Here is a 21040-nt window from a genome sequence, read left to right as displayed (position 1 = left end):
TGGCGGCAGAAACGGCGAGTCTAGCCAGTCATCCTGCCGCCGGTCCCGTTGGCGGCAGGCGCCGCGGCAGACCGGGCCGGCGGCGTGAACTTCGTTGACAAGGACTCCTGATGGACATAGTTGAGGTTGATACCACCCAGGGCATCAAACCTGCCCTCATCACTTTGCTGCAAGACAGCGTCGCCAGCGGCGCCTCGGTGGGCTTTCTGCCGCCGCTGACCGAAGAGCAGGGGCTCGTCTATTGGCAGGGCATAGAGACGGAGCTGGCCGCGGGCAACCGCCGGCTCTGGGTCGCCTTCCTGCAGCACCAGCTGGTCGGTGCCCTCCAGCTCTCGCTGTGCACCAAGGCCAATGGCCGTCACCGCGCCGAGGTGGAAAAACTGATGGTGCACAGTCTCCAGCGTGGCAAGGGGGTCGGCCGTGCCCTGATGGCCAGCATGGAACAAGGGGCCAGAGAGGCCGGTCGCAGCCTGCTGGTGCTCGACACCCGGGTGGGCGATGCCGCCTCCCACCTCTATCGCCAGCTCGGCTACCAGGAGGCGGGCCAGATCCCCGCCTTTGCCCGCAGTGCCGACGGCACCCTGGCGGCCACCCTCTTCTTCTACAAGCAGCTCTGAGCCGCGCACTGCCTCCGCTTCGCACGCCTCTACCTTGCTCGCCCCTACTCTGTAGCCACAGTGCGCCCTCCCCATGGAGGGCGCGTTGCGTTACCCTCCTGCCCGCAAAAAAAACAATCAAAACAGCACCAAGATTAATTTTGAGTCTTATATAACCCCATTTGCATACGATTGTTCCTTCACCTCACCCTAGACGAGGCGTATGGTGTGGCAAAAAGACCCGTTTGCATACCAAACGGATACTGCTCACTGCCTTGAGGAAAACTGCATGCCTATCCTGCCTCGTACCGTCACCTCCCCCAAAAAGTTCATCATCGGCCACGATCTGCTGCCCCAACTCCATGATCACGTAAAAGATTTCGGCGACAACGCCCTGCTCGTCAGCGACGAGTTCATTCTGGAGCGAGTACGGGAAGAGGCGCTCGCCGGCCTGCTGCAGGCAGGTCTGAAGGGGGCGGCAGAGAAGTTCAACTACGAATGCACCGACATCGAGATCCGCCGCCTGTGCGATCTGGCCGAACAACAGGGGGCCAACGTCATCGTCGGTATCGGCGGCGGCAAGACCCTGGATGTCGCCAAGGCGGTGGCCTTCTACCTGCGCCGCCCCGTGGTGCTGTTTCCCACCATCGCCTCCACCGATGCCCCCTGCACCGCCCTCGCGGTGATCTACAACCCGGCGGGCGAGTTCGAGCGCTATCTGTTCCTGCCCCAGAACCCGGACGTGGTGATCGCCGATACCGCCATCATAGCGGCGGCTCCCACCCGCTTCTTCGCCGCCGGCGTGGGTGATGCGCTCGCCACCTATTTCGAGGCCCGTGCCTGTTACCGGGCAGACGGCATCAATCTGGTGGGCAAGCGCCCCTCCCGCACCGGCCTCGGGCTGGCCCGGCTCTGCTACGAGTTGCTGGGGGAGAACATCGAGCTGGCGATGGACGCGGTGCGCCACCATGTCACCACCCCGGCGCTGGAGCAGACCATCGAGGCCACCATCTATCTGAGCGGCGTGGGCGCCGAAGCAGGCGGCCTGGCGGCGGCCCATGCGGTCAACAACGGCATGTCGGTGGTGGCGGATCTGCACCGGGCCCAGCACGGCGAGAAGGTGGTTTTTGGTCTGCTCACCCAGCTGGTTCTCGAGCGCGCGCCCCAGGCCGAGCTGGATGAGGTGATGCGCATCATCCAGCTGGCCGGCCTGCCCATGACCCTGCAGGAGATGGGGCTGAGCCGTTTCGTGGAGAGCGAGTGGCGCCAGGTGGCCAAGCTTGCCTGCGATCCCCTCGACACCATGGGCAACATGCCGATGAGCGTCAGCGAGCAGGATGTCTACCACGCCATGATCGCGGCCAATGCCATGGCCGAGCGCTACCGGGCCCGTCACCCACGCGCCTGATCGGCACTCAAGCCAAGCCGTGATCACAGCGACAAGGCCGGCCCCTGCGGCCGGCCTTGTCATTCCCTGCCCGACCTGCTGCAATGGCCCCTTTATCCTTGGGACAAGGAGTCACCATGATATTGGAAGTCGCCCCTCTGCAGGTCGTCCCCGGTCAGGCTGCCGCCTTCGAGCTGGCCTTCTCCCAGGCCCAGCGCATCATCAGCACCATGCCGGGCTACGGTGGACACCAGCTCCAGCGCTCGCTGACCGCTCCCCACCGCTATCTGCTGCTGGTCAACTGGCTGCGCCTCGAAGATCACACCCAGGGCTTTCGCGGCTCACCCCAGTACCAGCAGTGGAAGGCCCTGCTCCATCACTTCTATGATCCCTTCCCCACGGTCGAGCACTACCGGCAGGTCACGTTCGATGAGACAGAGCAGCGGGAACAGGATAACGGCCTGAGCTGAACCGGATGCCCGGTGTCAGGATCAAGATGACGGCTGAGGCGGCATTGCCTCGTTCAGTGTGCAGCCAGATAAGCGGCTCAGCAGGGGTGGGCTGTTAACCAAGAGAGAAGTGAGGAAGAGTGATCAGGGGGCCAAGCAGAACGTGGATCATCCGCGCCCAGACTGGGCCCCCAATGGGAAAATCAGGCCAGCCGTTCGGCCCGCGCCTTGATCAGGGGGGCGGCAAAGGCCTCCTGGGCCGCGATCAGCTGCAACTCATAGGCATCGGCCTGCCAGGTGTGCAGCAGTACCGTATCCACCGCCGCGTTGGTGCGCTCGAACGCGCTGACGGCATCGTAACCCGCCTGCAGATTGGCCAGCATCAGCGCGCTGATGAGATCCCCCACACCCACCGGCTGGCGGGCAAACTCGTAGAGCGGGCGGTCGATCAGATAATCCCCATCGGGGGTGGCCAGCAGCATCTCGAAACGACCCGGCTCACGGGCTGCGCGTCCAAGATGCTTCACCAGCACCATCTTCACCCCGCGTGCCAGCAGCTGATGGGCGGCGGCCCGCGTCTGCGCCAGATCCGTCAGATGGACGTCGCACAGGGTCTCCAGCTCCAGCAGATTGGGAGCCATGATGTCGGCCGCCGGCAGCGCCTGCTCGGTCAAGAAACGGGTCACTCCAGGGGCGACGATGCACCCTTTTTCCGGGTGGCCCATCACGGGATCGCAAAAATAGATGGCGGCAGGATTGGCCGCCTTGACCGCGGCCACCACCGCCAGGATCTCGTCTCCCTGCTCCGCCGAGCCCAGATAACCGCTCAGCACGGCGTCGCAGTGCGCCAGCACCTCGATGTTCGAGAGCCCTTCGCACAGGGCGCTGATATGCCCTGCGGGCATCGCCATTCCTTGCCATCCGGCCGCATATTGGGTGTGATTGGAGAACTGCACCGTGTTGATAGGCCATACCTCCATACCGAGACGGCGCATGGGAAACACGGCGGCGCTGTTGCCGGCACAGCCGAACACCACGTGGGACTGGATAGAGAGAATGCGTTTCATCGACATCACCGCAGAGAAGAGTCAGGGGAAAGGCGCAATATATCGGATGAAGATATTGATCTTCCACCCTTGATCAGCACAAACCCTTATTTGGTCGGCAAAATCCTCAATGACGCTGGTTTGCCATCGCCATCACCGGCCCCCTCTTTACTGACATGCCGCAGCTTGCAAGCACGGCGATGGCCGGCATTGCTTGATAAGGTGGTACAAAGCTCTTGTTTGATGGCATATGAGATTAATAAATGGGCTTTTGATGCGCAGAGCCATCTGATGACGAGTAAACCGGCAGATACCTGCGGCAGCCTCAGGCAGCAAGGCAGCAAGGCAGCAAGGCAGCAAGGCAGCAAGGCAGCAAGGCAGCAAGGCAGCAAGGCAGCAAGGCAATTGTGGAAGGAGGCCACGGCGTCGGTGCAAGTGAAGGTATAACCAGCCGGCCAAAGGACAGATCGGGCTGGTTGGCCCGATCCGGTTTATCAGGGGCGAGCGAAGTGGTAGACCCAGCCCTCGTCCAAAGCCATCTCGGCAGGTGGCGCCACCAGTGCCGGCAGCAGGGAGACGCTCCCCTTGGCGGCGTGTTGCAGCGCCATCAGGGCGCAGATGGCGGCGTCGTAGCGATCGGTCCCCGCCGTCACATCGGCCGGCAGATGCGGCAACAGCTCGGCGCGCACCGCCGATGCCTTGCCACCCACCTTGGCAAGGGCAGGATAGACCTCCAGCACGGCGCGATCGGCCTGTGGTTGCTGCTTGGGCACCAGCTGCAAGTCGGCCAGTCGGGGCAGCATGGCGAGCGCCAGGGTCGCGTTGTTGCCGAGCCTGTCGAAGGTGGCCGAGAGCGGCTTCTTGCCATATTGCCGGTGCAGCCAGCGCTCGCAGTCCCGATAGGCATAAGGGTTGTCTATCTCACGCTGGGGCACGGCGCACTCGGTCGCCCTCCCCGCCAGCAGCTCGCCCAAGGCGCGAGGAAACGCCAGCGGCGCGTCGATCCCGAGCGCCAACTGCGGGCAGGCCAGCACCTGCAGCAGGTGGATCTCGTCGTGCAGTGCCGGGCGCAGCAAGGCATCCAGATCTGGCGCAACCCGTGAGCTCAGTCGAAACAGGGGCGATACCCCAAACCAGTGCAGCCGCTGTTCACGCGCCTGCCACCCCACCACGGCCACCGCCTGGGCACTGCCCTGCCAGCCTCTTACGTCCCAGCCGATGCCGATGGCATCCATGTGTTCCATTGTCATGCCAGTGTCACCTCTGCACGCTATCAATGCAGCACAGGGTAATGGCTGGAGCCCCTAAAGCAAGGTTGGCGGCGCGACTTAGAAGGATTTCTTGAAATTGATCAGTGGCAAGATGGGGAAAACCCCGTTCTCGGCGTAGTTGGCGAGGCCAATCTGCAGACCGTCCAGGTGCTTGGTGGCGTTGATGAACCCCAGCTGGAAGGTGGTGCGCTCGGCATAGTTGACGAAGCCGACGTTGGCCAGGGCATTGCCCTTGGCGATGTTGACGGCCCCCCAGTTGAGGCCCTGCACATTGTTGGTCAGGTTGACGAAGCCAAGGTTGACGCCCTTGTCCTGACCCTCGTGCCAGTTGACCGCGTTGATCGCCACCCCGCCAAACTGGTGGCGTACCCGGCTGGCGCCGAGAAAGATGCCAAGCTGCAGACCGGTGAATTGATCCACGTCGGAAAGGGCGAAGACAGGCAGATCGATCCCCTTCACCTGACCGGTGCGACCATAGAGAACAGAGGCTCTGGCCCCCTCGACCTGATGGGACGCGGGCAGATTGACGCCGGGCAAGGAGAGCTGAACAGGGGTACTGGCGTGGGCAACGCCGCCACCAAAGGTCGCAGCCCCCAGGGCAAGCACAAGCAGCAGGCGAGCAGGTTTCATCGATGCATTCCTCAAGACTCAGGGAGTGGCGTCAGCCTACCAGCCCCGCGGCCTGGGAACGAGACCCGACGGACGTGGCTGCGTCACCCCTCGTCTGAGTCGGGCCAATCAAACTGGACAGACCAGAATCAATGCTTAGCCCAAAATTAACATTTATATTATTTACATCAAGCCTCATTTGATAACACAATGCTTAAACGTACGTTTGAACAGAGCAAATGATACGTAACGACTTAAGGATGTAGTCGCACAATTGTAACCCAACCCGGGCCATCGGCCCTTTTGCAATACCTTCTGCCAACCACGGAGACGCGCGATGAATATGGACGTAATCAAGACCTTTACCGAGCAGATGCAAGGCTTTGCCGCCCCCCTCACCCGTTACAACCAGCTGCTGGCCAGCAACATCGAGCAGCTGACCCGGTTGCAACTGGCGTCCGCCAACGCCTATGCCGAGCTGGGGCTGAACCAGCTGCAGGCCGCCGGCAAGGTGCAGGATGCCCAGAGCCTGGCGGCCCTCGGCACCGTCCAGCTGGAGACCGCCAGCCAGCTCTCCCGCCAGATGCTGGACGACATCCAGAAGCTCAATACCCTCGGCCAGCAGTTCAAGGACGACCTCGACGCCCTGGCTGCCGACGGCATCAAAAAGAGCACGGGCAAGGCCTGATATCCCCCTGGCTGCCCGCTGCGGGCAGCCACATCTCCCCATGCTCCGTCACGACAGGCTCGCCCTGCGCCGGGGATGGGTGAAGGAGAGAACATGAGCCAATCATCTTACGGCCCGCTGTTCGAGGCCCTGGCCCACTACAACGACAAGCTGCTGGACATGGCCAAGGCGCAGACCGAGCGCACGGCCCAAGCCCTGCTGCAGACCAATCTCGACGATCTCGGCCAGGTGCTGGAGCAGGGTAGCCAGCAGCCCTGGCAACTGATCAATGCCCAGATGAACTGGTGGCAGGATCAGCTCAAGCTGATGCAGCACACCCTGCTCAAAAGCGCAGGCCTGCAGAGCGAACCGCTCATCGCTCCCGAGCGCAGCGATCGCCGCTTCAAGGCCGACGCCTGGAGCGAGCAGCCCATCTATGACTACCTCAAACAATCCTATCTGCTGACCGCCAAGCACCTGCTGGCTTCGGTGGATGCCCTCGAGGGAGTGCCCCAGAAGAGCCGGGAGCGGCTGCGTTTCTTTACCCGTCAGTACATCAACGCCATGGCCCCCAGCAACTTTCTGGCCACCAACCCGGAGCTGCTCAAGCTGACCCTGGAGTCTGACGGTCAGAATCTGGTGCGCGGGCTGGCGCTGCTGGCCGAAGATCTCGAGCGCAGCGCCGATCAGCTCAACATCCGGCTGACCGACGAGTCCACCTTCGAGCTCGGCCGGGATCTGGCGCTGACGCCGGGCCGGGTGGTGCAGCGCACCGAGCTGTATGAGCTCATTCAGTACAGCCCGACCACGGAAACGGTGGCCAGGACGCCGGTGCTGATCGTGCCGCCCTTCATCAACAAGTACTACATCCTGGACATGCGGCCCCAGAACTCTCTGATGGCCTGGCTGGTCGCCCAGGGCCAGACGGTGTTCATGATCTCCTGGCGCAACCCGGGTCCGGCCCAGGCCGACATCGATCTCGACGACTACGTGGTGGACGGGGTCATCGCCGCGCTGGATGGCGTGGAGGCGGCCACCGGCGAGCGGGAAGTGCACGGCATCGGCTACTGCATCGGCGGTACCGCCCTCTCCCTGGCCATGGGCTGGCTGGCTGCCAGACGCCAGAAGCAACGGGTTCGATCCGCCACCCTGTTCACCACCCTGCTCGACTTCTCCCAGCCGGGAGAGCTTGGCATCTTCATCCACGAGCCCATCATTGCGGCGCTGGAAGCCCAGAACGAGGCCAAGGGCATCATGGACGGGCGCCAGCTGGCGGTCTCCTTCAGCCTGCTGCGGGAGAACAGCCTCTACTGGAATTACTACATCGACAGCTACCTCAAGGGGCAGAGCCCGGTGGCGTTCGATCTGCTGCACTGGAACAGCGACAGCACCAACGTGGCGGGCAAGACCCACAGCAGCCTGCTGCGCCGGCTCTATCTGGAGAACCAGCTGGTGAAGGGGGAGCTCAAGATCCGCCACACCCGCATCGATCTCGGCAAGGTGAAGACCCCGGTGCTGCTGGTCTCGGCCATGGACGATCACATCGCCCTCTGGCAAGGGACCTGGCAGGGCATGAAGCTGTTCGGTGGCGAGCAGCGCTTCATCCTGGCTGAATCTGGCCACATCGCCGGCATCGTCAATCCGCCGGACGCCAACAAGTACGGCTTCTGGCAGAACGACGCCGAGACCGCCAGCCCCGAGGCGTGGCTTGCCGGCGCAAGCCACACCCCAGGCTCCTGGTGGCCGCAGATGGCAGCCTTCATCCAGAGCCGGGAAGAGGATCCCGTCCCCCTCCCTGCCCGCATCCCGAGCGAAGGGCTGGAGGCAGCCCCCGGCAGCTACGTCAAGGTACGGCTCAACCCGGTCTTTGCCCAGACCCCCGAGGAGGAGCCAGCATGAGCACGCTTCCCTTCGAAGTGGGCCAAAAGGCCAGCCTGATCAAGCGGTTCGGTGCGGCAGAGGTCGAGGCGTTTGCCGGACTGTCGGAGGATTTCAATCCGCTGCACCTGGATCCCGCCTTCGCCGCCACCACGCCGTTCGAGCGCCCCATCGTGCACGGCATGCTGCTGGCCAGCCTCTTCTCGGGGCTGCTGGGCCAGCAACTGCCGGGCAAAGGCACCGTCTACCTCGGTCAGAGCCTCGCCTTCAAGCAACCGGTGTTTGTGGGAGATGAGGTGACGGCAGAGGTGGAGATCATCGCCCTGCGCAGCGACAAGCCCATCATCACCCTGGCCACCCGCATCTTGACGGCAACCGGCGCCATCGCCGTCAGCGGTGAAGCCGTGGTGAAGTTCGGCTGAAAAGGGTTTGCCCCATGATCTCAGTCAGCCCGGCCACTGCCGGGCTGACTGCTATGGTGTGCGCCCCAAAAATGGTCTTGCAAGCCACAATTGCCCGCAGACAGATACCCTTGCCCTTTCTTTGGCGGCCCGAACTGCCTAGAATAACCGCCCTGCTGTTTCAGCCATTCATCCACTAGAGGATTTCCCATGGAGACGTTTCTGCTCGAAGGCCACCCCTTCGTTGCCTTGTGCGACCTTATCAAACATCAGGGTTGGGCCGATTGTGGCGGTGCGGCCAAGGCGCTGGTCGCCGAAGGGCTGGTAGAGGTGGACGGTCAGGTCGAGACCCGCAAACGCTGCAAGATCGTGGCCGAGCAGGTGGTCAACTTCAACGGCATGAAGGTCGTGGTGAAAGAAGGTGTCAGCCCCGAGATCCTCTGAGCCCGACGCTCTGCCACGCAAGCGCTACCCAGCACAGTGGCCAAGCTGATAGTCAACTTCAACGGCATGAAGGTGGTCGTGAAAGAAGGCGTCAGCCCCGAGATCCTCTGAGCCTTGATTGAATAAGGGCGCCGACGCGCCCTTTGGTATTCAGCTGGCCTTGATCGACAGGGTCAGCACGAAGCGCGCCATCGCCTCATCTCCGTTCAGCGACGGACAGGTGGCCACCACCTGGATGGGGCGGTTGATCCGCTGACCGCTGGCCAGCGACTCGTCGATCATGGCGTCGATCTCCTCCCCGGCCGCGCAGTCAAACTGCACATCCCCCTCGGGCCGTTTCAGAAACTCTCCCTGCACATCCTTGAAGGCGAAATGCACCTTCTTGCGCCGCTGCCGCCCCTTCTCCATCACCAGCAGACCGCCAACCAGGTCGGCGCCGGTCGCCAGTGCGCCAAAATACATGCTGCCCAGGTGGTTGCGGGTGCGCCAACCGAGCGGAATGCGGATGCGCAGCGCCTTGGCGCTCATCTCTTCGATGACGGGGGCACAAAATCCGATGACGGGGATGTAGCGCCAGGCAAAGAGCCGCAGCGCCAGGTTGGCCTTCAAACGTTGCAAATCCATATGCGAACTGATCCGATGAGTTGATGTAAACAACATGTTGCCAGCATGGCTGGCGTTCGACAAGGACGCGGATCACGCTTGCCACCTTTTCACCACCCAAAAAAAGAGGGAACCGCACGGGTTCCCTCTTTATTCCATGTTACTGATTCACAGCAGATGCGCTGATCAGGCCCGCTTCTCTTCAAGCCAGGCCCCCTGGCTCTGCATCTCGAACAGCTGGGCATAATGGCCACCCAGCGCCATCAGCTCGCCATGGCTACCCCGCTCGTTCACCTGACCGCGCGAGAGCAGCAGGATCTCGTCCGCATCCACGATGGTCGAGAGGCGGTGGGCGATGGCGATGGTGGTACGGCCGCGCCGTGCCGCCGCCAGCGCCGAAGAGAGCGCCAGCTCGGTCTGGGAGTCCACGCTGGCGGTCGCCTCGTCCAGAATGAGGATGCGCGGATCGCCCACCAGGGCGCGGGCAAAGGAGAGCAGCTGGCGCTGGCCGGCGGAGAGGTTCTTGCCCCCCTCCTCCATCAGGGTGTTCAAACCCTCCGGCAGGCTCAGCACGAACTCGGCCAGCTGTACCTCGGTCAGCGCCTGCCATAGGCGCGCCTCGTCGATGCCGTCGCGACCAAGGCGCAGGTTTTCCGCCAACGTCCCAACGAAGATGAAGGGATCCTGCTGTACCAGCCCGATGCTGCGGCGCACCGCCGAGAGCGACAGGCTCGCCATCGGATGATCATCGAAGCGGATAAGGCCCTGATCCAGCGGGTAGAAGCCCATCAGCAGGCTGATGATGGTGGACTTGCCGCTGCCGGTATGACCCACCAGCGCCAGCATCTGGCCCGGTTTGGCGGTAAAGCTCACGTCGCGCAGCACCTGCTGCTCGCCATCGTAGGAGAAGCTCACCCGCTCGAAGCTCACCTGCCCCTTGAGCGGGTGCATCTCGCCCTCGGTGCTCTCGCGCGCTTCATCGAGCAGGGCAAAAACCCGCTCCCCGGCCACCATGGCCTGCTGCAACTGGTTGAGCTGGTTGGTCATCTCGATGAGCGGCTCGATCATCCGCCCCAGATAGCTGATGAAGGCGTAGAGCACCCCCACCTGGATGGCGCCATCCACACTTAGCCCCTCGCGGGCAAACAGCGCCAACAGGCCGATCAGCACCATCATGTAGAAGAGATCGATGAGCGGGCGCAGCAGGATGCCGTTGATCTTGAGGCTCTTGAGGCGCGCCGCCCAGTGCTGCTGGTTCACCTCGGCAAAGGCATTGGCGAAATGGCGCTCCTGCACCATGGCCTGAATGACCGGCATCCCCTGCAGCGACTCGTTGAGGCGGCTGTTGATGTCGGAGAGCAGGCTGCGGGTCGCCCGCACCACGGGCACGCTCAGTTTCTGATAGAGCCACATCACGCCACCCACCGCCGGCAGCAGACAGGCACACACCAGCATCAGCCGCAGATCCAGCAGCGCCATGGAGATGAGGATGCCGCACAGCAGCACCACCTTCTGCACCAGCAGCCCGATCACCTGCACATAGAGGTTCATGATCGCCTCGGTGTCGTTGGTGATGCGGGAGATGAGCGAGCCAGAGCGATGCTGGTCAAAGTAGCGGGCCGGCAGCCGGATGGCGGTGGCAAACACCTGCTCGCGCAGCCGCTGCACCACCGCCTGGGCGATGCGGTTAAAGCGCAGGGACTGCAGGTAAAAACCGGCCGCAGACAATACCTGCAGGCCGAGATAGCCGGCGGCGATGGCCGCGATGGCGGGCCACACCAGCTGGCGCGGCGCCAGGTAGTCGTCGATGAACAGCTTGATGAGCAAGGGACCGGCCACTTCGGCGCCGGTGGCCAGCAGCAGGCAGATCCCCGCCTGAATGAGCCAACGCGGATAACGGGCGCAGTACCCGAGCAGTCGTTTGATGGTCGGGTTCACAGGCGCACCTCCACGTCTTGTTTCAGCCGCTGATGATGAGGCACCAGGCCGGCATACCAGCACTCAGGCTCAGCGCCACACCGAGTGAAGGCACTCTTGATGAGTGGACTCACAGGCTCTCCTCCACGTCTTGCTCGAGACGCTGGTAACGCACCATGTCCGCGTACCAGCCGTTATGGGCCATCAGGGCGCCATGGCGACCCCGCTCACTGACATGGCCCTCTTCCAGCACCAGGATCTCGTCGGCCTGCTCCACCGCCGTCATCCGGTGGCTGACCAGGAGCAGGGTGCGCTTGTGGGCCTTGAGGGCGTGCAGGATCTGCTGCTCGGTGTGGGCATCCACCGCCGAGAGGGCATCGTCGAGCACCAGGATGGGCGCCTCCAGCAGCAGGGCTCGGGCAATGGCGAGCCGCTGTTTCTGACCGCCGGAGAGGGTGACCCCCTTCTCTCCCACTTCGGTCTCATAGCCTTTGGGGAAACGGCTGATGTCGTCGTGCACGCAGGCGATGCGCGCCACCCGCTCAATCTCCTCCCGGCTTGCATCGGGGCGGCCGAGGGCGATGTTGGCGGCAATGGTGGTGGAGAAGAGAAACGGCTCCTGCGGCACATAGGCAAACTGACCGCGCAGCTCACCCAGTGCCAGTTGCGAGATGGGCACCTCCCCCATGCGGATCTCCCCTGCGGTGGGGTTGGCCAGTCGCATCAACAGCTTGAGCAGGGAACTCTTGCCCGCGCCGGTACGCCCGACGACTCCGAGCATGCCGCCGGCTTGCAGGGTGAAATCCACATTGCGCAGCAGAGTGCGCTGCTCGAGCTGGTAGCTGAGCGCCACGGCGCGCAGTGGAAAGGCCGAGGCCAGCGCCACCGGCTGGGCCGGCTCTTCGATGTCGCTGCGCTCGCCGAGCAAGCTTTCGATCCGCGAATAGGCGGCGCTGCCGCGCTCGATGATGTTGAACAACCAGGCGATGGCAAACATGGGCCAGATCAGCTGGCCGAGGTACATGGTGAAGCTGGTGAGCTCCCCCAGGGTCAGCTCATCACGCAGCACCAGGGCGCTGCCGCCGGCCACCGCCAGAAAGTAGGAGCAGCCGATGCAGAGGTAGATCACGGGATCGAACTTGGCATCGATGCGGGCCACCGCCATGTTGCAGGCGCCCGCCTCTCGGGTCAGCTCGGCAAAGCCGCGATCTTCAAGCGATTCCACCGCATAGGACTTGAGCACCCGCACGCCGGAGAGCGCCTCCTGGGTCTTGTTGTTGAGCCGGGAGAAGGCACCCTGCGCCGCCTTGAACTCCTTGTAGATCTGGGTGCCGAAGCGGTTCATGAAGAACGCCATCACCGGCAACGGCAACAGGGAGAGCAGGGTCAGTTGCCAGGAGTACTGGCTGCACATGATGGAGAGCACCAGCACCCCGACGATGATAGAATCCACCAGGGTCAGCACCCCTTCCCCGGCGGTCATCTCCACCGCCTGGATGTCATTGGTGGCATGGGCCATCAGATCGCCGGTACGGTGGCGCTGATAAAAGTCCGGGCTCATGCGGGTGAAGTGGCTGAACAGCCGGTTGCGCAGCACATAGGCGAGCCGGTAGGAGGCGCCAAACAGCATGACTCGCCACACGTAGCGCAGCAGATAGATGAGCAGACCAAGGCCAAACAGCCCGGCCAGATAGCCCGTCAGGGTTGCACTATCAAGGGACCCTTTGGCGATGCCATCCACCACCCAGCCCACCACCTTGGGGGGATCACGGTCAACAGGGCCACCATCATCAACAGGGAAATGGCGATCAGGTAACGCCGCCACTGCTCCTTGAAGAACCAGCCCAGCCTTGCAAATACGCTCACGTAGATATCCTTTGTCGCGACCGGCCCAGGGCCGGCGCCCATCACGGGGAAGCTCAATGCAATCGCCCCCGGCTGGGGGCGATACGAAGGGGTCATGATAGCCTGAAGCTAGCGGCTTGAGAATTATTGCTATTTCACCTGTTACAACAAGCGATCATCACGCTGTCCGAAGCCTGCGTACGGTGTTTCATGCTGCTCCCCGGTAAGCAGGAAGTGGGACACCTCCTCCCGGGTCAGACTGAACACCTGTTGCAACTGCTCCAGATCCTGCTCGGTCAGCTCCTCCTGCTGGCGCAACCGCCACTCCAGCTCACCGGCCATGATCTGCAGACGGGAGGCAGAAATATTGGCGGAAACCCCCTTGAGGGTATGCAGCAACCGGCAGGCGATATCGGGCTGCTGACGACGCAGGGCGGAGCGGATCTCCCACAGGTCGTCCTTGTGCTCCGACATGAACAGCTTGAACAGGATCTGCAGCGCCTCCTTGTCCTGCTCCAGCCGCCTGAGAGCATCCTCCAGATCCAGCACTCCCATCAGGTCGGGCGGTTTCACCTCGAGCGGCACCCGCCGCTCGCCGCTGGCGCTCTTCACCCACTGCAGCAGGTTGTTGTAGAGATCGAGCTTGCTGACCGGCTTGGTGACATAGCCGTTCATGCCGACCCCGAGGCAACGCTCCCTGTCTCCCGGCATGGCGCTGGCGGTCAGGGCGATGATGGGGACATCGTGCTTGTCGACCATCTTGCGGATCTGGCGGGTGGCATCCAGCCCGTCCAGCACCGGCATCTGCAAGTCCATCAGGATCACGTCGAAGGGCTGCTCGGCCACCCGCTCGACCGCCTCCCGGCCGTTACCCACCACGGTCACCAGGGCATCGACCCGGCGCAGGTATTCGATGATGAGCTGCTGATTGACCCGGTTGTCCTCGGCCAGCAGTACCCGGATGCCTTGTAGCAGCTCGCGAAAATGCTGCTGATCCCCCTGCGCCTCGGCCTGGCGGAACTGCTGATCGTGGGAGCTGCCGTTGAGCAGCTCGTCCACCTTGGCCAGCAGGGCATTTTCGGTCATCGGCTTGGGCAGGAAGTGGGTCAATCCCATGCTCTCCATCCGCCCATGCAGCCCCTCCTTGGCCCAGGCACTGGTCATCAGGATCGGCAGACGGCGCCACTGGCTGTGCTGATACATCTCGAGCGCCAGATCCAGCCCGTCTTCCTGCCCCATACGCCAGTCCAGAATGGCCAGCCGGATATTCTGTCCCTCTTCCCGCAGCACCTGGCGGGCCCGGGAGAGGCTGTTGACCGCCATCACCCTGGCACCGGCCCGACCCAGGATATCCTTGGCCAGATCCAGCACCAGCTCGTTGTCATCCATCACCAGCACCAGCGGCTGATGCTCGAAGAAGACCCGCCGCCCGGAGACGCCGTACACCGCCTTGGTCATGGGGATCTCGAACTGGAAGACAGAGCCCGTCCCCGGCTTGCTCTGTACCGTGATCCGGCCCCCCATCAGTTCGACCAGACGCTGGGAGATGTTCAGCCCCAGTCCGGAGCCGCCGTATTTGCGAGTATTGCCTGCCTCCAGCTGGGTGAAGGGCTGGAACAACTGGGCCTGTTTCTCCTCGGCGATGCCGATGCCGGTGTCACGCACGCTGAAACGCACCAGCATGGGGTGCTGGTTGACCAGGGTGATGGCTACCTCCACCTCGCCCCGCTCGGTAAACTTGATGGCGTTGTTGACCAGATTGACCAGCACCTGGCCGAGGCGCAGCGGATCGCCGCGCAGAAAATCCGGCACGGCCGGCGACTTGTTGATGATGACCTCGACCTGCTTGCGCTCGGCCAGGTCGGCAAACATGCCGGCCAGCGAGTCGATCTGCTCGCTCAGATCGAAGTCGATCTCCTCCAGGGTCAGCTTGCCGGACTCCACCTTGGTCAGATCCAGAATGTCGTTGATGAGCAGCAGCAGGGTGTCCGACGAAGATTTGATCTTGCTGAGATAATCCCGCTGCTGCTGATCCAGCTCGGTCTGAAGTGCCAGCGAGCTGAACCCGATGATGGCGTTCATGGGGGTGCGGATCTCGTGGCTCATGTTGGCCAGAAAGTCGCTCTTGGCCTGGGCCAGCAAGCCGGTCTGGCGCGACAACTCGCTCAGCTTCTGGTTGCGCCGCCACAGGGTCACCGCCACCAGCCCGAAACAGAGCATGGCTCCCCCCAATACCATCAGATAGAAGCGACTCTTGAGGGAGGAGGCCTGCTCCATCTTGCTCTGCTTCCAGAGTGACAGCCCCTCCAGTTCGTGCATGTCGATCACCTGGTTGCGCAGCACATGGTACTCCACCACCTGATGGCTGACATCCTCGCTCAGCTGGGCCAGCCCCGCCACTTCGGGATTGGCGGGATAGGCCGTCTTGAGGCGGCGTTGCAGGGCCTGCAGCCGCAACTGCTCGCCCTTGTCCCAGCTGCGTTTGAGGTAGTGACTGAGCTGGGCCAGCTCGGTCAGGTCGATGGCAAGCGGAGAGTCTGCCGGCAAGGTGGACAGCAAGCCGTTGAGCTGCTTTTGAAAAGGCTGCTCTATGTACTCGATCGCCATCTCCATGGAATAAAGCTTGGCCAAGTCGAGCAAATAGCTGTCGATGTCATGCAACAGGGATTGGGAGTGGGGATTGTCGGCAGAGTCGGGATCGTTGCGCACCTGGCGTACGAAGCTGTCGAGGTTGCTCGACAACTGGTTGAGACGTTGCTGTACGTTGCCGTCGTTGGCCTTCTCGCGGCCAAGCAGATAGACGGTGTCGGTATTGACCCGGTTGAGGATCAACTCTGCGGCAACGCTGAGCTCGGAGGCCTTCTGCTGCTGGCTGAGCAGCTGCCAGCAATAGCCGGAAAACGCCAGCAGCGATACGATGATCAGGCTAAGCACAACACGATTGACCCGTGTCACATTATTCATCCCGTCTCGATTCTCATGTCATGGCCACGCATCCACCGACATAATGTCGACACAGGATAACTGGCTGTGAAAGATAACTGACTACTATGTTACCGTTACTCTGCCCTGTCAGTGCAATAAGATGTTGCAGGGCTTATGCATACAGGAATCAATTATGTCATTTATCACTACCTATTGTAGCCATTGCTTCACCAGGAACCGCCTGCCTGAAGAAAAAGTGGATTCAAACGCGAAATGCGGCCGCTGCAAGAACGGGCTGTTCGCCACCACCCCGGTCAACGGCCTGGAGCAGCAGTTCGATACCCTGATCCAGTCTGACATCCCGGTCGTGGTCGACTTCTGGGCCAGCTGGTGCGGGCCATGCCTTCAATTTTCACCTGTTTTTCAACAAGTTGCCAGTGAACTTGAACCAAGACTCCGCTTCGTCAAGGTCGATACCGAGCAACAAGCCGCCATTGCGGCCCGTTACGCCATTCGCAGCATTCCCACCCTGATGGTCTTCAAGCAGGGCAAGATGGTGGCACAGCGCAGTGGATCCCTTCCTCCCAGTCTGTTCAAGGAGTGGTTGCACAGCTTCATCTAGGCCACAAATGATACCAATATGTTTAGTTTGTGTTTATTTAATGTTTTCATTTGCCTTGACTCTGTGAGTCCCGGCATGCTTTGACCAGTTCCCCCTGTTTCAAACGGGGGGATGAATGTAATCTCGGCAACACAACAACAACCATAAATTAACCGAGAGAACAATATGCACACATCTGCAGTACCCTCCACTACCCCATCACGCTGGCTGGACATCAAATCCGGGATCGTCATCCTGGATGTCTTGCTGCTCTGTGCCATGCTGGCCTGGCTCCCCTTTGACCCCAACGTCAACAAGGGGCTGGGGATCCTGGTCTTCATCGCCATCCTGTGGCTGACTGAAGCAGTCAACATCACCATCACGGCTCTCTCCATCCCGGTACTTGCCACCCTGCTCGGGGTCTTTGACATGAGCAAGTCACTGACGGATTTTGCCAACCCGGTGCTGTTTCTGTTCTTCGGCGGCTTTGCACTGGCCGCTGCACTCTCCAAACAGGGGCTGGATACCCAGATTGCCGCCAAGGTGATGCAGCTTGCCAGAGGCCACCTCGGCTGGGCCGCCATCGTGCTCTTCACCATCACGGCCGCGCTTTCCATGTGGATCAGCAACACCGCCACCGCCGCCATGATGATGCCGCTGGCCCTCGGCATGCTGAAAGGTCTTGATGCCCACAAGGAGCGCCGTACCCTGGTCTTCGTCCTGCTGGGGGTCGCCTACAGCGCCAGCATCGGTGGCATCGGCACCCTGGTCGGCAGCCCGCCCAACGCCATCGCCGCCGCCCAGATGGGGCTGGGTTTCACCGACTGGATGAAGTTCGGCATCCCGGTGGTACTCATCTTCATGCCGGTGGGTATCGGCCTGCTTTATATGGTGACCCGTCCCAACCTCTCCCATCAGGTCAGCACCGAGCAGGTCACCATCCAGTGGACCGGTCAACGCAAGATCACCTTGCTCATCTTCCTGACCACAGTACTGCTGTGGATCGGCTCCCAGCCCATCGCAAAGGCAATGGGAGGCATTCCCCAGTTCGATACCCTGATCGCCATGGGCGCCATCGTGGCCATTGCCATCAGCCGGGTGGCCAGCTGGGATGACATCAACCAGAACACCGACTGGGGTGTGCTGATGCTGTTTGGTGGTGGCCTCACCTTAAGCGCCATCCTCAAACAGACCGGGGCCAACGCCTTCCTGGCGGAGCACCTCTCCAACGGTCTGGCCACCATGCCGATCTTCATCATCCTGCTCTGTCTGGCCGCGTTCGTGGTGTTCCTGACCGAGCTGGTCTCCAACACCGCCACCGCCGCCCTGCTGGTGCCGCTGTTTGCCGGGGTAGCCCAGGCGCTGGGCGTTTCCCCCATCGTCGTCTCCGTGCTGATCGCCGTTGGTGCCTCCTGCGCCTTCATGCTGCCGGTGGCCACCCCGCCCAACGCCATCGTGTTCGCCAGCGGTCATATCAAGCAGCGTGAGATGATGCGGGCCGGCCTGGTGCTGAACCTGGTCTTCACCGTCATTCTGACCCTGCTCGCCTACTTCATGGGTGACATACTGCACTGATATGCCGAGAACCAAGGCCCCTGACGGGGCCTTTTTATTGCCTCTTCTGCATGCAGTCTCGGCCAAACACTCACCCGTTCACCACCTGTGAACAGCCACTGTTCTCAGCCAAAAGAGCCGTATGGTGAAGGTTCTGGTTTGACGCTTCCCTCTTGTACTCTCTTTTTCTCAATCCCCCATCACCAACACCGCCCACTCAAAATAAAAAACCCCCGCATGGCGGGGGTTTACTGGTTTACCGTCTGATCAGCCGATGCTGCAGGGTTTCAGTTGCCAGATGCGATCCACATAGTCCTGGATGGAGCGATCGGAGTTGAACTTGCCCATGGTGGCCGAGTTGATGATGGCCTTCTTCGCCCACAGAGCCGGATCCCGATACCAGGTATCGATCAGCTTGTGGGCTTCCGAGTAGGAGGCGAAATCGGCCAGGGTCAGGTAGGGATCCCCTCCTTCCAGCAAGGAGCGCTTGATGGAGGAGAGCTCGCCCGGACGACCCGGCGTGAAGTAGTCGGTATCGAACCAGTCCAGCACCGCTTTGAGCTCGGAGTTGGCATAGTAGAAATCGTACGGGTTGTAGCCGCGGCCCTTCAATGCCTTCACTTCGTCCACGTTCAGACCGAAGATGGCGCAGTTCTCGGCTCCCGCCTCTTCGGCGATCTCGATGTTGGCGCCGTCCAGCGTGCCAATGGTGATGGCACCGTTGAGCGCCATCTTCATGTTGCCGGTACCGGAGGCCTCATAGCCGGCTGTGGAGATCTGCTCGGAGACATCAGCCGCCGGGATCAGCTTCTCGGCCAGGCTCACGCGGTAGTTCGGCATGAACACCACTTTCAGCTTGCCCTGAATGCGCGCATCGTTGTTGACCCGCTCCGCCAGCTTGTTGATGGCGTAGATGATGTCTTTGGCCAGCTTGTAACCAGGCGCCGCCTTGGAGCCGAAGATGAACACCCGCGGGTGCATGTCATAGTCCGGGTTGGCCAGCAGGCGACGGTAGAGCGCCATGATATGGATGAGGTTCAGCTGTTGACGCTTGTACTCGTGCAGACGCTTGATCTGCACGTCGAAGATCGCCTCCGAGCTCACCTCGATGCCGGTTTCGGCCTTGATCACCTTGACCAGCTTCTCCTTGTTGTGGCGCTTGATGGTCATGAACTGCTGCTGGAATGCCTTGTCGTCGGCAAACTTGACCACGCTGCGCAGCTTATCGAGCTGCAGCGGCCACTCTTTGCCCACCACCTCGTTGTAAAGCTCGGCCAGTTCCGGGTTGCAAGCCAGCAGCCAGCGACGCGGGGTCACCCCGTTGGTGACGTTGCACATCTTCTGGGGCCACAGCTCGGCATACTCGGGGAAGAGATCTTCCTTCACCAGCTTGGAGTGGATCTCGGCCACACCGTTCACCTTGGAAGAGCCGATGACACACAGGTTGCCCATGCGCACCTTGCGCACATCACCCTCTTCGATGATGGAGAGCTTGGCCTTGATGGCATCGTTACCCGGCCACTTGGGTTCAACCAGCTCGCTCAGGAAGCGGGCGTTGATCTCGTAAATCACCTCAAGATGACGGGGCAGCACCTTCTCGAACAGACTGACCGACCACTTCTCCAGCGCTTCCGGCAGCAGGGTGTGGTTGGTGTAGGAGAAGACCTGATAGCTGATGGCCCAGGCTGCGTCCCAGGTCAGCCCCTCTTCATCCACCAGCACCCGCATCAGTTCCGGGATGGCCACGGTGGGGTGGGTATCGTTGAGCTGGATGGCAATCTGGGCGGCAAAGTTGCTGAAGTCGGCGCCATGCACCCGCTTGTAGCGACGCATGATGTCCTTGATGGAGCAGGCACAGAAGAAGTACTGCTGGATCAGGCGCAGCTCTTTGCCCGCATCGGTCTCATCGTTCGGATAGAGCACCTTGGAGATGGTCTCGGCCTGGGCTTTCTCCGCCTGGGAATCGATATAGCCACCGGCGTTGAACACGTCCCAGTCAAAGAACTCGGAGGCACGGGATTCCCACAGGCGCAGGATGTTGACGGTATGACCGCCAAAACCGACCACCGGGATATCCCAAGGCACCCCTTTGATCTTGCGGCCGGCGTGCCACACCTTCTTGAGGCCACCGTTGTCGCCAAAGACGGTCTCGACATAGCCATAGAGCGGGATCTCCTGCACGGATTCCGGGCGGCAGATCTCCCAGGGGTTGCCATATTCACGCCAGGAGTCGGGGCGCTCAATCTGGCGGCCATCCTGAATTTCTTGACGGAACAGGCCGTGCTCGTAGTGGATACCATACCCGACCGCCGGGTAGTTCAGGGTCGCCAGGGAATCGATGAAGCAGGCGGCCAGACGGCCCAGACCGCCGTTGCCGAGCGCCATGTCGGGCTCTTGTTCACACAGATCGGTCAGTTCCAGACCGAGTTCACCCAGCGCCTCTTCGCAAACTTTGTACAGGGAGAGGTTGTGCAGGTTGTTGGAGGTCAGACGCCCCATCAGGAATTCAGCAGAGAGATAGTGAATCGCACGAGTATCTTTCTTGAAGTGAGTCTGCTGAGTGCGGGTCAGGCGCTCGTACACCTGTTCGTTGACGGCGGCTGCGGTCGCTTTCCACCACGCTTCTGGCGAGGCTTTCTGTTCGCTTGTACCCAAGGTAGAACGCAGGTGACGCACGATACTCGCCTTGAGCTGATCTTTATCCAGTTGGAGATCCTGGTCTGTCTTCTTCTTGGTAGCCATAAACCATTTCCTTCGTTACAGAATAATAAATTGTTATCCCATCAGGGACCGGCGCTGTTGTTATCTCAGAATATGTTCCGGCGTGGGCATACTAGCTAAAGCCGC

General features: G+C 61.6%; 17 protein-coding genes and 2 pseudogenes. 11 read left to right on the top strand and 8 right to left on the bottom strand.

Annotation, left to right across the window (positions count from 1 at the left end; translation table 11 throughout):
* Positions 1–110 precede the first annotated feature (110 nt).
* The 3 genes from E5E96_RS17635 (at position 111) to E5E96_RS17625 (ending at position 2453) form a co-directional block, all read left to right on the top strand.
* Positions 111–617, top strand: coding sequence for a GNAT family N-acetyltransferase (locus tag E5E96_RS17635; RefSeq protein WP_171282723.1), 507 nt, complete (start codon positions 111–113; stop codon positions 615–617).
* A gap of 268 nt (positions 618–885) precedes the next feature.
* Positions 886–2004 carry a glycerol dehydrogenase gene (locus E5E96_RS17630; protein WP_171282722.1) on the top strand — a complete coding sequence of 373 codons (1119 nt, stop codon included), beginning with the start codon at positions 886–888 and terminating at the stop codon, positions 2002–2004.
* Positions 2005–2120: 116 nt separating this feature from the next.
* On the top strand, positions 2121–2453 hold the full coding sequence (locus tag E5E96_RS17625) for an antibiotic biosynthesis monooxygenase (RefSeq protein WP_171282721.1): 333 nt from the start codon (positions 2121–2123) through the stop codon (positions 2451–2453).
* Positions 2454–2635: 182 nt separating this feature from the next.
* Here E5E96_RS17625 and pdxY read toward each other — a convergent pair whose 3' ends face one another.
* On the bottom strand, positions 2636–3499 hold the full coding sequence (pdxY, locus tag E5E96_RS17620; protein WP_171282720.1) for a pyridoxal kinase PdxY: 864 nt from the start codon (positions 3497–3499) through the stop codon (positions 2636–2638).
* 69 nt (positions 3500–3568) lie between these two features.
* Between pdxY and E5E96_RS17615 the strand changes: the two genes are divergently transcribed.
* Positions 3569–3925, top strand: coding sequence for a hypothetical protein (locus E5E96_RS17615; RefSeq protein WP_171281270.1), 357 nt, complete (start codon positions 3569–3571; stop codon positions 3923–3925).
* 47 nt (positions 3926–3972) lie between these two features.
* Here the strand turns inward: E5E96_RS17615 and E5E96_RS17610 are convergent, their stop codons facing one another.
* Both E5E96_RS17610 and E5E96_RS17605 read right to left on the bottom strand, forming a co-directional pair.
* On the bottom strand, positions 3973–4728 hold the full coding sequence (locus tag E5E96_RS17610) for a DUF429 domain-containing protein (protein ID WP_073350107.1): 756 nt from the start codon (positions 4726–4728) through the stop codon (positions 3973–3975).
* A 78-nt stretch (positions 4729–4806) separates the two neighbouring features.
* Positions 4807–5379 carry a phaC PHA synthase gene (locus tag E5E96_RS17605; RefSeq protein ID WP_171282719.1) on the bottom strand — a complete coding sequence of 191 codons (573 nt, stop codon included), beginning with the start codon at positions 5377–5379 and terminating at the stop codon, positions 4807–4809.
* Positions 5380–5695: 316 nt separating this feature from the next.
* On the opposite strand from E5E96_RS17605, the gene E5E96_RS17600 reads away from it, so the two are divergent.
* The 5 genes and pseudogenes from E5E96_RS17600 to E5E96_RS22615 form a co-directional block, all read left to right on the top strand.
* On the top strand, positions 5696–6046 hold the full coding sequence (locus E5E96_RS17600; protein ID WP_011706254.1) for a phasin family protein: 351 nt from the start codon (positions 5696–5698) through the stop codon (positions 6044–6046).
* A gap of 93 nt (positions 6047–6139) precedes the next feature.
* Positions 6140–7924, top strand: a complete 1785-nt coding sequence (locus tag E5E96_RS17595) for a class I poly(R)-hydroxyalkanoic acid synthase (protein ID WP_171282718.1) — start codon at positions 6140–6142, stop codon at positions 7922–7924.
* Positions 7921–8325, top strand: coding sequence for a MaoC family dehydratase (locus tag E5E96_RS17590; RefSeq protein ID WP_039215240.1), 405 nt, complete (start codon positions 7921–7923; stop codon positions 8323–8325). Before E5E96_RS17595 ends, E5E96_RS17590 begins: the two co-directional genes overlap by 4 nt.
* A 189-nt stretch (positions 8326–8514) precedes the next feature.
* The gene (gene ybcJ, locus E5E96_RS17585; protein WP_010674882.1) at positions 8515–8748 is read left to right on the top strand and encodes a ribosome-associated protein YbcJ; all 234 of its coding nucleotides are present in this window, start codon (positions 8515–8517) and stop codon (positions 8746–8748) included.
* Between the two features lie 36 nt (positions 8749–8784).
* Positions 8785–8859 (top strand): annotated as a pseudogene (locus E5E96_RS22615) (ribosome-associated protein); the annotation flags it as partial.
* 39 nt (positions 8860–8898) lie between these two features.
* On the opposite strand, the gene E5E96_RS17580 reads toward E5E96_RS22615, so the two are convergent.
* The 4 genes and pseudogenes from E5E96_RS17580 to E5E96_RS17565 all read right to left on the bottom strand — a co-directional run bounded on the left by E5E96_RS17580 (position 8899) and on the right by E5E96_RS17565 (position 16077).
* A complete protein-coding gene (locus E5E96_RS17580) occupies positions 8899–9372 on the bottom strand; it encodes a DUF4442 domain-containing protein (protein ID WP_005300417.1) in 474 nt (157 codons plus the stop codon).
* 165 nt (positions 9373–9537) lie between these two features.
* On the bottom strand, positions 9538–11289 hold the full coding sequence (locus tag E5E96_RS17575; protein WP_171282717.1) for an ABC transporter transmembrane domain-containing protein: 1752 nt from the start codon (positions 11287–11289) through the stop codon (positions 9538–9540).
* 109 nt (positions 11290–11398) lie between these two features.
* Positions 11399–13134, bottom strand: a pseudogene (locus tag E5E96_RS17570) (ABC transporter transmembrane domain-containing protein).
* A gap of 141 nt (positions 13135–13275) precedes the next feature.
* Positions 13276–16077, bottom strand: a complete 2802-nt coding sequence (locus tag E5E96_RS17565) for a response regulator (RefSeq protein ID WP_171282716.1) — start codon at positions 16075–16077, stop codon at positions 13276–13278.
* Positions 16078–16231: 154 nt separating this feature from the next.
* On the opposite strand from E5E96_RS17565, the gene trxC reads away from it, so the two are divergent.
* Together trxC and E5E96_RS17555 are read left to right on the top strand one after the other, a co-directional pair.
* Entirely contained in the window at positions 16232–16660 is a 429-nt protein-coding gene (gene trxC / locus E5E96_RS17560; protein WP_171282715.1) for a thioredoxin TrxC, read from the top strand.
* Between the two features lie 165 nt (positions 16661–16825).
* Positions 16826–18214 (top strand): DASS family sodium-coupled anion symporter, encoded by a 1389-nt coding sequence (locus E5E96_RS17555; RefSeq protein WP_106552683.1) that lies wholly within the window; start codon positions 16826–16828, stop codon positions 18212–18214.
* 246 nt (positions 18215–18460) lie between these two features.
* On the opposite strand, the gene E5E96_RS17550 is transcribed toward E5E96_RS17555, so the two are convergent.
* The gene (locus E5E96_RS17550; RefSeq protein WP_011706264.1) at positions 18461–20935 is read right to left on the bottom strand and encodes a glycogen/starch/alpha-glucan phosphorylase; all 2475 of its coding nucleotides are present in this window, start codon (positions 20933–20935) and stop codon (positions 18461–18463) included.
* Positions 20936–21040: the final 105 nt, after the last annotated feature.

Origin of the sequence: Aeromonas sp. 1805 (assembly GCF_013085525.1) — a bacterium.
GTDB lineage: Bacteria > Pseudomonadota > Gammaproteobacteria > Enterobacterales > Aeromonadaceae > Aeromonas > Aeromonas hydrophila.
This window is presented reverse-complemented; position numbering and strand designations above follow the sequence as displayed.